This window comes from Streptomyces sp. NPDC059957 (assembly GCF_042730015.1).
Classification (GTDB): Bacteria; Actinomycetota; Actinomycetes; order Streptomycetales; family Streptomycetaceae; genus Streptomyces.
This window is the reverse complement of sequence record NZ_JBHWMB010000040.1, coordinates 41,521-55,181: the sequence shown is the minus strand read 5'-3', so window position 1 is coordinate 55,181 and position 13,661 is coordinate 41,521. Positions and strand designations below refer to the sequence as shown.

Annotated in this window: 14 protein-coding genes and 1 pseudogene; 6 read left to right on the top strand and 9 right to left on the bottom strand. The window is 71.6% G+C overall.

Features of this window, described 5'->3' with window-relative positions:
- Position 1: 1 nt before the first annotated feature.
- Positions 2 to 433 carry a nucleoside deaminase gene (locus ACFWBW_RS25390; protein WP_385376477.1) on the bottom strand — a complete coding sequence of 144 codons (432 nt, stop codon included), beginning with the start codon at positions 431 to 433 and terminating at the stop codon, positions 2 to 4.
- The gene (locus ACFWBW_RS25385; RefSeq protein ID WP_385376474.1) at positions 430 to 1,329 is read right to left on the bottom strand and encodes an LLM class flavin-dependent oxidoreductase; all 900 of its coding nucleotides are present in this window, start codon (positions 1,327 to 1,329) and stop codon (positions 430 to 432) included. Before ACFWBW_RS25385 ends, ACFWBW_RS25390 begins: the two co-directional genes overlap by 4 nt.
- Before the next feature lie 94 nt (positions 1,330 to 1,423).
- Between ACFWBW_RS25385 and ACFWBW_RS25380 the strand changes: the two genes are divergently transcribed.
- On the top strand, positions 1,424 to 1,879 hold the full coding sequence (locus ACFWBW_RS25380) for an Lrp/AsnC family transcriptional regulator (protein WP_385376471.1): 456 nt from the start codon (positions 1,424 to 1,426) through the stop codon (positions 1,877 to 1,879).
- A gap of 152 nt (positions 1,880 to 2,031) precedes the next feature.
- Positions 2,032 to 2,553: a hypothetical protein gene (locus tag ACFWBW_RS25375; protein ID WP_385376468.1), complete on the top strand. Its 522-nt coding sequence runs from the start codon at positions 2,032 to 2,034 to the stop codon at positions 2,551 to 2,553.
- Between the two features lie 32 nt (positions 2,554 to 2,585).
- Here ACFWBW_RS25375 and ACFWBW_RS25370 read toward each other — a convergent pair whose 3' ends face one another.
- Positions 2,586 to 3,464 (bottom strand): helix-turn-helix domain-containing protein, encoded by an 879-nt coding sequence (locus ACFWBW_RS25370; RefSeq protein ID WP_385376465.1) that lies wholly within the window; start codon positions 3,462 to 3,464, stop codon positions 2,586 to 2,588.
- 418 nt (positions 3,465 to 3,882) lie between these two features.
- On the opposite strand from ACFWBW_RS25370, the gene ACFWBW_RS25365 reads away from it, so the two are divergent.
- Entirely contained in the window at positions 3,883 to 4,314 is a 432-nt protein-coding gene (locus ACFWBW_RS25365) for a GNAT family N-acetyltransferase (RefSeq protein ID WP_385376462.1), read from the top strand.
- A gap of 15 nt (positions 4,315 to 4,329) precedes the next feature.
- Here ACFWBW_RS25365 and ACFWBW_RS25360 read toward each other — a convergent pair whose 3' ends face one another.
- The 3 genes from ACFWBW_RS25360 to ACFWBW_RS25350 all read right to left on the bottom strand — a co-directional run bounded on the left by ACFWBW_RS25360 (position 4,330) and on the right by ACFWBW_RS25350 (position 6,414).
- Entirely contained in the window at positions 4,330 to 4,797 is a 468-nt protein-coding gene (locus tag ACFWBW_RS25360; RefSeq protein WP_385376459.1) for an NUDIX hydrolase, read from the bottom strand.
- Positions 4,784 to 5,545, bottom strand: coding sequence for an XRE family transcriptional regulator (locus tag ACFWBW_RS25355; protein ID WP_385376456.1), 762 nt, complete (start codon positions 5,543 to 5,545; stop codon positions 4,784 to 4,786). Before ACFWBW_RS25355 ends, ACFWBW_RS25360 begins: the two co-directional genes overlap by 14 nt.
- Positions 5,546 to 6,285: 740 nt before the next feature.
- On the bottom strand, positions 6,286 to 6,414 hold the full coding sequence (locus tag ACFWBW_RS25350; RefSeq protein ID WP_385376541.1) for a hypothetical protein: 129 nt from the start codon (positions 6,412 to 6,414) through the stop codon (positions 6,286 to 6,288).
- On the opposite strand from ACFWBW_RS25350, the pseudogene ACFWBW_RS25345 reads away from it, so the two are divergent.
- A pseudogene (locus tag ACFWBW_RS25345) lies at positions 6,413 to 6,541 on the top strand (hypothetical protein); the annotation flags it as partial. The gene ACFWBW_RS25350 and the pseudogene ACFWBW_RS25345 overlap by 2 nt on opposite strands.
- 525 nt (positions 6,542 to 7,066) lie before the next feature.
- Here ACFWBW_RS25345 and ACFWBW_RS25340 read toward each other — a convergent pair.
- Complete coding sequence (locus ACFWBW_RS25340) at positions 7,067 to 7,795, bottom strand: class I SAM-dependent methyltransferase (protein WP_385376453.1); 729 nt, start codon at positions 7,793 to 7,795, stop codon at positions 7,067 to 7,069.
- Positions 7,796 to 7,888: 93 nt separating this feature from the next.
- Here ACFWBW_RS25340 and ACFWBW_RS25335 point away from each other — a divergent pair, with 93 nt between their 5' ends.
- A complete protein-coding gene (locus ACFWBW_RS25335; RefSeq protein WP_385376538.1) occupies positions 7,889 to 8,329 on the top strand; it encodes an IclR family transcriptional regulator C-terminal domain-containing protein in 441 nt (146 codons plus the stop codon).
- 243 nt (positions 8,330 to 8,572) lie between these two features.
- On the opposite strand, the gene ACFWBW_RS25330 is transcribed toward ACFWBW_RS25335, so the two are convergent.
- Positions 8,573 to 8,770 (bottom strand): hypothetical protein, encoded by a 198-nt coding sequence (locus ACFWBW_RS25330; RefSeq protein WP_385376450.1) that lies wholly within the window; start codon positions 8,768 to 8,770, stop codon positions 8,573 to 8,575.
- Between the two features lie 186 nt (positions 8,771 to 8,956).
- The gene (locus tag ACFWBW_RS25325) at positions 8,957 to 12,136 is read right to left on the bottom strand and encodes a BTAD domain-containing putative transcriptional regulator (RefSeq protein ID WP_385376447.1); all 3,180 of its coding nucleotides are present in this window, start codon (positions 12,134 to 12,136) and stop codon (positions 8,957 to 8,959) included.
- A 176-nt stretch (positions 12,137 to 12,312) separates the two neighbouring features.
- On the opposite strand from ACFWBW_RS25325, the gene ACFWBW_RS25320 reads away from it, so the two are divergent.
- Positions 12,313 to 13,533, top strand: coding sequence for an amidohydrolase family protein (locus tag ACFWBW_RS25320; protein WP_385376446.1), 1,221 nt, complete (start codon positions 12,313 to 12,315; stop codon positions 13,531 to 13,533).
- The last annotated feature ends 128 nt before the right edge of the window (positions 13,534 to 13,661 follow it).

Below are 13,661 nucleotides of genomic sequence, written 5' to 3'. Positions count from 1 at the left end.
GTCAGCGGTAGTACCCCTCCACCACGGCCCGTACCTCGTCGAGCAGTGCGGGCCCGTCCTGCGGTACGTCCGGCCGGCCGCTCGCCGGCCGGATGTCCTGCAGCTGCGCGCCGGACAGGGCGAACACCACCCGCCCCAGCCCCGCCAGCCGGATGACCGGCTCGCACATCCCGCACGGCTCGCAGCTGGTGTACAGGGTGGTCCGGGCCGCGGTGGCCGCGTCCAGTTCCCGGGCGGCCCACCGCGCGAGCTTCAACTCCGGGTGCGCGGTGATGTCCCGCCCGGTGACGGTCGTGTTGTACTCCTCGGCCAGCACCGTCCCGTCCGGCCCCGCGAGCAGCGACCCGAAGGGCGGGTCACCGCCGTCCCGGGCCTTCCCGGCGAGCGCGATGGCCCGCCGCAGAAGGGCGTGGTCCCCGGTCGTGACGCTCATGTCGACTCCGTTCCGATGTTCTCGCCGGTCATGTCGCCGTCTCCGTCTTCCCTCGCGGGAAGTCCGAGCCGTGCGGCCACCGTGGCCAGTGCCTCCCACCCCGGCTGGGGCCGGCAGGTCTCGCGGGGGTCGCCGCCGTAGTGGTCGAGTACGACGGACTCGGCTCCCAGCAGCCGCAGTTGCTCCAGATCCTCCATGATCTGGTCGATCGTGCCCTCCCCGGCGAGCCGCCCCGGTCCGCCGACCGGCTCCGCGGTGGGCTTGAGGGCGATACGGGGGGCCAGCGCGGGCACGGGCAGGCCCTGTTGGTCCGCGTACTCCTCCAGCCTGACCGCGGCCTCGCGCAGCCAGGGCAGTGCGGGGCGCAGCGGATGCCATGCGTCCCCGAGCCGCACGGCCCGCCGCAGCCCCGCGTCGCTGTTGCCGCCGACCCAGACGGGGATCCGTACGTCCCCGTAGTCGGCGGTGTCCGCCCACGCGGCCCGTACGGCTCGCAAGTGCTCGTCGGTGAGCCGCCCGCGGCGCTCGAAGGGGATCCCGAGGGCGGCGAACTCCTGCCGCGCCCACCCCACCCCCACGCCGAGGACGAACCGCCCGCCGCTCAGCTGGTCCAGGTTGGCCGCCATGCGGGCGGTGAGCAGCGGGTGCCGGTAGGGGGCGATGAGGACGGTCGTACCGAGCCGGATCCCGGTCGTCTGGCCGGCGAGCCAGGACAGGGTGGTGAAGGGTTCGTAGAAGGGGGCGGGATAGCGTGCGGCGACGTCGGGGGTGATGGCGATGTGGTCCGAGAGCATCAGCAGGTCGAAGCCCAGGCCTTCGACGGTCCGGGCTGCGTCCCGCAGGCCTCCGGGGTCGGTGCCGGGGCCGAAATTGAGGACGTTCACTCCGATCTTCACACCGTCGAGCCTAGCCAGCGGACCAGGCCCGGCTGAAGGGATTCCTCCCTGTTCAGAGCCGGTTCGCCCGTGGATCCCCCGGTAATCTCGCCGGATGACCGAGAATCTCGACGCGACGGACTGGGCGATCCTCGGCGAGCTCCAGCGGGACGGCCGGATCGCCTTCACGGAGCTGGCGCGCCGGGTCAACCTGAGCCCGTCGGCGACGACGGAACGGGTACGCCGGCTGGAAGCGGCCGAGGTGATCACCGGCTACCGCGCGGAGGTCGATCTGGAGCGCACCGGCTACATGGCGCTGGCCGTGGTCCGCCTGAAGTACCCGGGTAACCGCCACGAGCCCCTGCACCGACTGCTCGCGGAACGCCCGGAGATCCTGGAGTGCCTGCGCACCACGGGGGACGACTGCTACGTCCTGAAGGTGGCGGCGACCTCGATGGCCCAGCTGGAGCAGATAGTCGACGCCTTGGCCCAGTTCGGCAGCACCACCACCAACCTCGTCCTCAGCCGTCCCCTCCCGTACCGCGGCCCGGGGGCGGCTGCCCGCGGGTGAGGCGGCTGCCTGCGGGTACGGCGGCTGCGCGGGCTGGTCCGATCGGTCGGATCTGCCGGTGGGTCGCGCCGGGATGCCAGGGGCGGCGGCAGTGCCGAGGTTATGAATGCGTGGTCTGACCATCCATGAGCATCAACCTCAGGAGTCACACAATGCGCCCCATCAGAGCAGCCTGCCTCGGCACGGCCACTGCGCTGGTCGCCCTTCTCGCCTGCACCTCTGCCACGTCCGCCGTCGCGTCGGACACCGATTCCGACCGCGACAAGGGCAAACACCAGGTCATCACACTCATCGGCAAGCTCACGCAGCAGACGAACTTCCCCGTCAACCCCGGCGGCCCCGCCGCCCAGGGCGACCGGACCGTCGTCCGCTCGGACCTCTATGACCAGGACGGCCAAAAGGTCGGCGAAACCGGCGGCTTCTGCACCCTCACCCGGGCAGCGGTGCCGGGAGACAGTGGCGGAGCGGAGGAGTGCATCGTGACCTACACCCTCCCGGGCGGCCAGCTCACCGTGCAGGGGATGTACTTCGGCATCCTCAACCCGGGCCCTCGCCCCTCGTTCGACAACGCGATCACCGGCGGCACCGGGAAGTACGCCCGGGCTCGTGGCTCGGTCCACGCCGACACGATCGCACCGGGCGAGAGGCGCTTCACGATCGACCTCTACCTCTGACCGACTCAGGGCTGCAACTCAAGGGCTGCAACTCAAGGGCTGCAGCCCTTGCAGGTCCCGGGCGTCGGACTGCGAAATGCCCGCTCGCACTTCGTGCAGTTCACGAAGGGATCCGGCGGTACGAAGGCCGGCGCGCGGGGCAGCGGCACGAGCGGCGGCGGCACCTGTTCGGCGAGCCGATGGGCGATGAACCCGGCCGGATTGCGCAGTCTCTTCGGCAGCTTCGCCGTCAGCGCGGCCACCAGGGCCTGCACCCCGGCCCCGCGCTCCAGCCAGACCTCGACCCCACCCGCGAGGTACCGGACGTCCCGCTCCCCGAGCAGGAGCCGCGGATCGACCCGCCGCAACTCCGCGAGCACCTCACGGGCGAGCCGACGCCGTCCGGGGTCGTCGGGGTCCCGGGGCGCGGGCAGCCGAATGGCCACCGCGGGCGTGACCTGCGGCTCGAGACCGGGCTGCGGCTCCGGCTCCGGTACGGGTTCCGGCGGTGCCGGGACCGGCGACGGCGCGACCGGCGACGGCGCGACCGGCGACGGCGCGACCGGCGACGGCGCGACCGGCGACGGCGCGACCGGCGACGGCGCGACCGGAGCACTGGCGGGAGGGGCCGGCGGCTCCTCCCGCAAGGGCGGCACCGCGACCGAGGGGGCCTCAGGGGCGCGCTCGGCACGGCAACGCGCCACGGTGGCGGCCCGCGGATGGTTGTAGGACACCGTACGGGTGACGATCCGCCCACCCGGCAGGCTCTCCAGGGACCGGTCCAGGTACCCGAACAGCACCAGTTCCCGGAGCCCCTTGGCGATCGCGGTCTCCCCGATCGAGAGCCGCTTCTTCAGGTCCTTGATGCCGATGGGAGTCCCGGAGGGCATCGACTGGATGAAGACCCCCAACATCCGAGCGAGGAACGACATCTCGGGATGCTGAATGAGGTCGTTGCTCACGACGGTGAACCGCCCGGTGAGCCTGACGTTGGCGTGCCGAACGCCGTATGCCGCGCGCGAGGGCGCGGTAAAGTGCACCGAAGCCATGGGGAAGCGCTACTTCCTCGTTGGTCAGGCCCTCGATCGGGATTCGCAGTCCCGGCGGGGGCCGTCTCATGTCCAAGTGATGTCGGGGCGAGCATATGCCAGACAACCACCGCGAAATCCTCCCCAGTTGGCCGATTCACCCGTGTGGGTGAGAGCCCGCCGAGCGGGAGGCTGGAGGGGTCTGGAGAGAGGTCTTTCTCCAGGTACTTCTCCAAAAGAAGCGTCGAGCCCCACCGGGACGCGACCGGCCGCGACCCGGTACATTCCCGTCACAGCACTCACGTTCGAAACAGGTGGGACCGTGGCGGTCATTGCGGAAGAGGTCGTATTCGACCCCCGGGAGATGTTCGAGCTCTACGACTCGGTCGACTGGGCCGGCTACACCAGCGACGTCGACAGGCTGTGCCGTGGTCTGGCGAACTCGCACCTGGTCATCACCGCCAGAGACGAGTCGGGCACCCTCCTCGGGCTGGCCAGAACGATCTCCGACGACGAAAGCGTCTGCTACGTACAGGACTTGCTCGTCAATCCCGCGTTCCACCGACAGGGCATCGGCCGGAAACTGCTCGAGCACCTGAAGCAGCGGTACGCGCACTGCCGCTTCTTCCTGTTGTCGACCGACCACGAGTCGACACCCGAAGGACAGCGCAACCACGCCTTCTACCGGTCGCTCGGCTTCCTCTCCTACGAGGAGAAGCAGATGTCGGCCTTCGGCCTGCCAAGGGTGCGCTGACCCGCCTGGCCGGAGTCAGCGAACGACGGGGCCGCGCCCGGCCCTCCAGTCGTCGATGCGTTTACGAATGCTCGGCACCATCGGAAGCCCATCCACGTCTTCCGGCGCGAACCACGCCACTTCGGTCGACTCGTCCGACACGCGCAGAGTGCCGCCAGTAGGCCGGGCGAGGAGGCAGATCGAGAACTCCTGCCGTACTTCGCCGTCGTCGTACGAGAAGACGTGGCCGGGGTTGGTGTACGTCCCGACGATGCCGGTGATCTCGACCGTCACGCCCGTCTCCTCGAACGTCTCCCGGACGGCACAGTCCCCGAGGGACTCGCCCACCTCCATCTTCCCGCCGGGAAGCGCCCACATCCCGTTGTCGGTGCGGCGCTGCAGGAGGACCCGTCCGGCATCATCCACGACCACGGCCGACGCGGCAGGGACGAGACTGTTCGCCTTGGGAGCCTGCGGGTCGTCCTCGTAGTCACGCCTGGACATCGTGTCCCACCTCCCGAATATTGCGTCCTCGACTCCACAGCTCCTCGACGTGAGCGGAGAACCGGTCGAACATGCCGTCCGTCTGGCGGCGCCGCAGATGCATCATCGGCGAGTCGTGCCCAACTCTGCGAGCCAGAATCGGCGTCACGATCATCTCGTCGTCGAATCGGAAGACGGACAGGTTGACGTGTCCCGTCTCGAAGCGCCCTTCGATGCCGTCCTCGTCCTGAAACTTCGCCAGTTCGTTCAACGTCACGGCAATCCGCGTAGACAGTGTGAGCGGTACGTCCTCCTCGGCTTCCCGGGCCGTAGTGACCGGACTGTTCGGGTCCCCGATCAAGAACCGCACCCGGCAGCCGGCCTCCGCCTTGCGGCGCAAAGCGCCGGCGAGGTTGGCTTGCTCCAGCCACAGGAAGTAGTTGGTGTACCCGGCGAAGACCAGCTCGTGCTGTGCCTTGGTCACCAAGCTGCGCCACAGACCCGCTGGTGCGGCGGAGCGGTAGGGGAAGACTTGGACTATTTCCTTGTCCGGGCCGCTTGTGAGTGCAGACCGAATGGCGTTTGGCCACAAGGCTGTTTCCTCCTCGCCTAATGCCTCGCAGGCAGCCCATCGATGGCGGGCGTGAGGGATTCGGTTGGGGTCGGTGATCCATCGGCCAACCGTCTTGGCGTCCACCCCGCAGGCTTCCGCGAGCTGCGTTTCGGTCAGCTTGGCATTCGCCATCGCACGGCGCAGAGCGTGATTCACAGTTCGCCTCCACGGGACGCCCGGGACGGTACGAACCGTAGCTGCGAACCGTCCCAAACGTCCCCGAAACGGGGTGGCAACGCCCTGACGAGCGACGGAGCATCCGTACATGTCTGGTGGCGAACCGTGGAACCGGAACCGTCAGCAGAGAGCAACCCCCACCGTGCCGAGAGGACGATCAGTTATGAGCAGGGGCTCGAGCAGTGAGGTGCCGCGCGTATTGATGACGGTGCGGGTCTCGCGGGACGCAGGGCGAACCTGGGAGCAGGAACGCGTGGTGCGTGAGGGCGACCCTGTGGGCATCCTGTCCGACCCGGGGCGATACCCGCCCTGCGGATGCGGCCGATGCCTGGGGCGCCAGACGGTGCCGGCCCGATCGCTGCGACCATCTTCGTGAAGGGCTTGCGTTGTGTCTGCCGTCATCAGCTGTCACGGCAGAACGAAGCGGCGGCATTGCCCCTCATCCCGGCAGGTCGTCGGCTGGAGCGCACTGTTCGGTGCATGCTCGTCGACCACGAATCCGGTGACCACTTCGCCCTGGTGGACTCGGTGAGATCGAACGGTATGGCCGCGCTCTGGGTGAGTTGGACGTGGGGCGGCGGCGACGGCCGATTGGTTGAGCTCCCGGACTGCTCCGAGCCGAGCCCTGATGGAGAGGGCGACGCGTGCATGCTGTTCGTTCGCCACGCGGGTGAGCACACCTGCATGGAGGCCGAGGGGTCGAACGGGGTCGTCGGAGGTCAGCCCGTGAAGGGATCCGGGCCGAAGCGGCCCCAGGTGACGAAGGCGGCCAGGAGGGCGTAGGCCAGGTCTACCGCCATGTACGCGGGCTCGTGGCGGCGGTAGCGGACGAGGGTCGCGCCCAGCATGAGGAGGACCAGGCCGAGTGCGGCCAGATGGCCTTCCTCGTCCTGCTGGGGGGCCCTGTCCCCGGTGGAGCGCGCGGTGTTCATGCTGCGCGCGGTGTTCGGGTGCGAGTACCCGGAGGCGGCTCGGGCCACCGGCAAGTCCGAGGCGAACTGCCGGCAGATCTTCGCCCGCGCCAGGAAGCGCATCGCCGCCGGAGGGCGGACGGCCGACGCCGCGCCGCCCCCGGCCCGGCGGGCGGAGGGCGAGGAGCTGGCCCGTACGTTCTTCGAGGCCGCGGCGGGCGGGGAGGTGGGCGCCCTGCTCGACGTGCTCGCGCCCGACGTCGTCTATCACGGGGACGGCGGCGGGAAGGCGCGGGCGGTCGCGCGGGCGGTGACCGATCCGCACCGCGTCGGACGGCTGCTCATCGGCGGACTCCGCCGGCTCCGCTCGCTCGGCGCCTCTTGGCGGCCGGCCGTGATCAGCGGCCGGCCGGGCGCCCTGATCGTCGACGCCGAGGGGCGCGTGGCGAGCGTGGTCGAGCTCGGCATCGTCGATGGCGTGGTGCGGGCGGTCCGCACCGTGTCCAACCCCGACGAGCTCGGCCACCTCGGCCCCGTCTGCGACATCGGACGCCTGCCGGAGAAGTGGCCCGGTGGGCGGGCCGGGGAGTCAGGCCTCCCGGCGGGCCAGTACGAGCCGCCAGTTCGGCGTCCCGTCCGGCCTGCGGCCGAAGTGGTCCAGGGGGAGCGTCTCCACCGTGAAGCCGGCCGCGCGCAGGTCGGTGCGTACGCCGCCCAGCGGGAAGGTGCGGTAGTACATGACGAACGGCGGGCGCCAGACGGCGTTGCGCACGCGCATCGCCGCGTCGAAGCCGGACAGCGCCCACCACGCGGGGCGGCTCGGCGGGATCGGGGCGCCGATCGGGAAGGCGAAGACGCCGCCGGGGCGCAGGGCCTCGTAGACCCCGGAGAAGACCGCGGGGCGCTCGGCCGGGAGGAAGTGGCCGAAGGCGCCGAAGCTGACCGCCAGGTCGTACGAGTCCCCGAGCGCGGCGGGCAGCGCCCGCGCGTCGCCCCGCAGGAGGTCCACCCGCTCCTCGGGGTGGGCGAGCGCGGCCTCGGCGAGCATGCCCGAGCTCAGGTCCACGCCGGTCACCCGCCCCCGGCACAGCCGTCGCAGCATGCCCAGGCCGGCGCCGGTGCCGCAGCACACGTCGAGTCCGGCACCGAAGGGGCCCTCGTGGCGGGCGAGCGTCTCCTCGACCGCGTCGAGCATCCGGTCGGGGGTGCGGAAGGGAGTCTGGTCGAACTTCGGGGCCAGCAGGTCGTAGCCCCGCTCGATGGAGGACAGGGCCTGTACGGCCAGTTCGCGGAGGGTCGGGCCCTGGGAAGTGAACACACGGACAGCCTAGAGAGCCGGGGTGCGGGCGGCCGGCATTTCAGGTCCTTCGGCCCCGGGCAAATCGGGCATCCCGTGACGTAGGGTGAACCGATACGCTTTGCCAATCCTTGGGGATTTCGTGGTCAATGCCATACGAAGCGAGGTGCCGGGCCAGGGCGCGCCACAAGACGGCGGCGGCCGGAGCTCCGCGACCGGCAGCAGTGGAGCCATTGGCGGCCGCGGGAGCTCCGGCACCAACAGCAGCGCCCTGGAGAAGACCCTGCGGATCACGGAGGCGCTGACCGCCGGGAGGGCCTCGCGGCCGAGCTGCGGACGGTCCGGGAGCGCGGCTACGCCGTCGACGACGGGGAGCACGAGCCCTCGGTCCGCTGCCTGGGAGCGCCGGTCTTCGACCGGACGGGCGCGCCGGTGGGCGGGGTCGGCCTGACCGCCGCCGCCTTCGTGACCACGCGGGCGGAGCTGGAGCGGTTCTCGCCGGCGCTGCTGGAGGCGGCGCGGGGCGTGCAGCGGCTGCTCCAGCTCGGCGGCTGAGCAAGCGCTCCGGCCGGCCCGGGCCCCGGCCCGTGCGCGCCCGTACCCCCCGTACCCGCCCCTACGCGCACGTACGGCGGCCGCGGTGGTCCCCCTCCTGGCCACCGCGGCCGCCGTCCCCCCGTGCACCCCGCTGGTCCCCCGTGGCCAGCGGTCCCCCGTGGCACGTAGTGCGGTACGGCCCGGATCCCCCGATTCCCCCGTGTTCCCGGGCCGTACGGGTCTGTGAGGTCTACACCCCACCTACAGGCCGCCACCGGCCGCGTGGTTGTCCATCGTCACGATGTCCTCGCCCGCGGCGTGGTTGTCGAGCGGCTTGACCGGCTTGATCGGCTCGCCCGCGGCGTGGTTGTCCATCGGCGTGATGTCGACATCCGAAGGATTGGTGTCGAGCGGCGTGATGTCGCCGTCGGTCGGCAGGATGTTCTCGTTCGTCGTCATCGGATCTCCTGATGGGTGGGTGGGTCCCGTTCGGCGATTCCCCCGCGGACCGCCGAACGGGTCGTCCTCCAGCCGACCCGGGTGCCCCCCGACACGTCGAGTCGATGAACACCATCCTGGTGGATGGCGATAAACGAACGATGAACGCCTCGTTCAGCGTCTCGCCCAGCGCCGCGGGGCTGCGCCTCAGGCGGCGATCTCCGCCGCCAACAGCGCCCGGACCTCGGCCAGTTCCGGCGACCCCAGCTGCTTGAACACCACCTCGGCGTCCCGCCAGCACACCCGCGCCCGGTCCCGCTGCCCCAACTGGCGCAGCGCCCTGCCGAGCACGGTCAGCACCCTGGCGCGGTTCCACTCGCCGCCGATCCCCCGCAGGGCGATCGCCTGTTCGGCGTGCGAGGCGGCCAGCGTGGGCCGGCGCGCCGCCATGTGGACCATGGCGAGCCGGAAGTGGGTCACGCCCTCCCACAAGGGCTGCCGGTTCTCGTGGAACAGGGTGAGCGCGTCGCTCAGCTGGGACTGCGCCTCGGAGAGCCGCTCGGCCTTGGTCAGGGCGATGCCCAGCGCGTAGCGGCCGTTGGCCAGGCGCAGGGTGAGGCCCATCCGGTCGTAGATGGCGATGCCCTGCTGTGCGAGATCTATGGCGCTGGCGAGCCGGCCCTGCTCCACGTGGATGCGGGAGAGGTTGCACAGGGCGCTGGCTTCGCCGACGTGGTTGGCGTCGGCTCGGAAGTTCGCGATGGCCTCCAGCAGGTACTGCTCGCCGTCGTCGTAGCGGCCCTCGTAGATGGCGATGATGCCCCGGTCGTTGGGCGCCCAGCAGCTGGGCAGCAGGTCCCCGGCGGTGCGGGCGAGCACCATGGCCCGGCTGGCCTCGGCATCGGCCTCGGCGAACCGGCCCGCGACCAGGTGGGTGTTGGTGAGGGTGGTGCGGGCGCGCCCCTCGGCGTACGGGTCCTTCGCCGCCTCCGCCGCGTCGCGCAGCGCGGTCGCCGCCGACTCGTACTGCTTGGAGTTGGCGCCCGACTCGGCGAGGTCCTTGGCCGCCCACAGCAGGTCCACGGCCCGGCGCAGCAGGTCCTCGCGCCCGGTCGTGCGTACGGAGGCCTGCCGTACGCACGCCAGCAGCGGGTCGGCCTCGGCGTACAGCCAGTCCTGTGCGGAATGCGGCTCGGTGAAGACCAGGCCGGGGTAGCGGGTGGCCGACAGGTGGGCCACGAGCCGGTCGCCGGGGCGCTCCAGGCCGTACACCCCGGCGGCCGTGGCCAGGTAGAAGTCCAGCACCCGGTCGAGGGCGGCGTCGCGCGCGCTCGGCGGCTGCTCGTCGCGCTCGGCGCAGGCACGCGCGTAGAGGCGTACGAGGTCGTGGAAGCGGTAGCGGCCGGGCGCGGCCGATTCCAGGAGGGAGCAGTCCACTAAGGCTTCGAGCAGGTCCTCGGTGTCGTGCTCCGGCAGGTCGAGTACGGCCGCTGCCGCCGTGAGGGAGATGTCCGGCCCGTCGGGCAGCCCCAGCAGGCGGAACGCCCGCTGCTGCGCGGGCTCCAACTGCCCGTAGCCCAGCTCGAAGGTGGCCTTGACGGCGAGGTCGCCGGCCTGGAGCTCGTCCAGGCGGCGGCGCTCGTCGGCGAGCTTCGCGGCGAGCACGGAGACGGTCCAGGTGCGGCGGGCGGCGAGCCGGGAGGCGGCGATGCGGATGGCCAGCGGCAGGAACCCGCAGGCGCCGACCACGTCGAGGGCGGCCTGGCGCTCGGCGCCGACGCGCTCGGCCCCCACGATCCGGGTGAACAGCTGGAGCGCCTCGTCGGGGCTCATCACGTCGAGGTCGACGAGGTGCGCGCCGGCCAGGCCGGCCATCCGGACCCGGCTGGTGACCAGGGCGGCGCAGCCCGCGGTGCCCGGCAGCAGCGGGCGGACCTGGGCGGCGTCGCGGGCGTTGTCGAGGAGGACCAGGACGCGGCGGCCGTCGAGGGTGGAGCGGTAGAGCGCGGCCCGTTCGGCGGGGGAGTCGGGGATGGAGGAGTCGGGGGTGCCCAGCGCGCGCAGGAAGGAGCCGAGGACGGCTTCGGGCTCGGCGGGGCGGGCCTCGGTGCCCTGGAGGTCGACGTAGAGCTGCCCGTCGGGGAAGTGCGGGCGGGCGGCGTGCGCGACGTGCACGGCGAGGGTGGTCTTGCCGACGCCGCCGATGCCGGCGAGGGCGGAGACCGCCATCACCTGGCCCTCGGCGCCCGTGAGGATCTCGCCGAGGTCCCGGACGAAGCTGGCCCGGCCGGTGAAGTCGGAGACGGTGGCGGGCAATTGGGCGGGCCTCACGTGTACGGGCGCGGCGGCCGGGGCCGGGTCTTCGGCGCGGGCCAGTTCGGAGTCGGCCCGCAGGATGCGCTGTTGGAGCTCGGCGAGTTCGGGGCGCGGGTCGACGCCGAGTTCGTCGGCGAGGAGCCGGCGGGTGTCGGCGTACACGGCGAGGGCCTCGGCCTGGCGGCCGCTGCGGTACAGGGCGAGCATCAGCAGCTCGCGCAGCCGCTCCCGCAGCGGGTGGGCGGCGGTGAGCGCGGTGAGTTCGGAGACGGCCTCGGCGTGGTGGCCGAGCTCCAGGTCCAGGTCGAGGCGGGTCTCCAGCAGCTGGAGGCGCCACTCGGCGAGCCGGGTGCGCTCGGTGTCGGCGTGCGGCCCGGGTACGCCGGCCAGCGGTTCGCCGTCCCATACGTCCAGGGCGCGGGCCAGCAGCGTACGGGCGAGGGCGCGGTCGCCCTTGCCGGCGGGGGCGGCCTTGCCGGTGTTGGCGCCGGTGCCGGTGCCGGTGCCGGTGCCGCGGCCGGTGCGGTCGCGATCGCTGTCGCCCTGCGGCTTCCCGGCGCGCGCGGCCTCGGCGTCGGCGGCGAGGGCCCGGGCGATGCCCAGGTCGAGGGACTCGGGGTGGGGCAGGCGGATCGCGTAGCCGCCGGACTCGCTGACGAGGAGCCCGGGTTCGAGGATCTTGCGCAGGCGGGAGGCGTACGTACGGATGGTCGCGAGGGCCTGCTGCGGCGGGTCCTCGCCCCAGATGGCGTCGATGAGCTCGGGTGCGGTCGCGGTGCGGCCCTCGCGGAGCAGGAGCACGGCGAGCAGCGCCCGCTGCTGCGGGGTCCCGGAGCTCAGCGCCTCGCCGCCGCGCCAGGCCCGGATGGGCCCGAGCACGGCGAACCGGTTGCCGCCGGCGGCGGCAGCGGCGGAGACGGGGGGTTGCGGCGGGGTACCGGCGGTGGTGGCTTCGGTCCCGGGTTCCGCGGCGGGCGCTGCTTCGACTCCGGGTCCCGCGGCGGAACCGATGGCGGTGTCACCGGAGTCGGGGTGGTTCCGCTGGTGCGGGATGGCCGGTGTGCCGTCCATCTGGTCTCCCCCCTGCCTTCCATAGGTGTAAGGGCCAGTCTGCCCTGTGTTGCGCGTACACGTCAGTCCGTAACGGACCCAGTCCTTACGGATCCGGGCCCCGGCGGGGTGTGGATCCGCGATCCTGCCCCGCCGAACTAGCTGACGGTTCGTCAGATTGGCGCTAACGTGAGGACATGGAGACCTTCCCGAAGATCATCTCGGTGGACGACCACACGGTTGAGCCCCCCAACGTCTGGCGGGACCGGCTCCCGTCCAAGTACCACGACGTCGGCCCCCGCGTCGTCCGCGCCCCCCTGAAGGAAATGACCTTCCTCGGAGGCAAGTTCGCCCCCGTGATGGGGGCCAAGGGCGACGACGGCCCGATAGGCGACTGGTGGGTGTACGAGGACCTGCACCGACCCCTCACCCGCCTCGACACGGCCGTCGGCTACGACCGCGACGAGATCAAGCTCGAAGTCATCACGTACGAGCAGATGCGCCCGGGCTCCTTCTCGGTTCCCGACCGGCTCGCCGACATGGACGTCAACCACGTCCAGTCCGCCCTCTGCTTCCCGACCTTCCCGCGCTTCTGCGGCCAGACCTTCACCGAGGCCAAGGACCGCGAGCTCGGCCTGCTCGGCGTGCGCGCGTACAACGACTGGATGGTGGAGGAGTGGTGCGGCCCAGAAGCGCACGGCCGCCTCATCCCGCTCACCCTGGTCCCGCTCTGGGATGCCCGCCTCGCCGCCGCCGAGGTCCGCCGCAACGCGGCCCGCGGGGTCCGCGCGGTCGCCTTCTCCGAGATCCCGCCCCATCTCGGGCTCCCGTCCATCCACACGGACGACTGGGACCCCTTCCTGGAGGCGTGCAACGAGACCGGCACGGTCATCGCCATGCACATCGGCTCCTCCTCGCGCATGCCCTCCACCTCGGCGGACGCCCCGCCGGCCGTCGGCTCCACCATCACCTTCGCCAACTGCTGCTTCTCGATGGTGGACTGGCTGATGAGCGGCAAGTTCGAGCGCTTCCCGAACCTCAAGATCATGTACGCGGAGGGCCAGATCGGCTGGATCCCGTACATCCTGGAGCGCGCGAACGTGGTCTGGGAGGAGAACCGCGGCTGGGGCGGCGTCGCCGACAAGGTGCTGCGCCCGCCGTCGGAGCTCTTCGCGGAGCACGTCTTCGGCTGCTTCTTCGACGACGCCTTCGGCCTGAAGAACCTCGACTCCATCGGCGTCGCCAACGTCCTCTACGAGACGGACTACCCCCACTCCGACTCCACGTGGCCCAAATCCCGCGAGGTCGGCGAGTCCCAGATGGGTCACCTGGCCCCGGACGTGGTGGACCGCATCGTCCGCGGCAACGCGATCGACCTCCTCGGCCTGACGCCGGAAGGGCTCTGGCCGGGGGCGTAGCGGCGCGGCGCGAGCGCGAGCGCGCCAGTGGACAGCCCCGGCCGGGATCGCTCCGGCCGGGGCTGCTTGTCTGCAGGAACGATATCTCTTGACGTCGATCTTGATATCGTTTAAGTGGACAGGGGTCG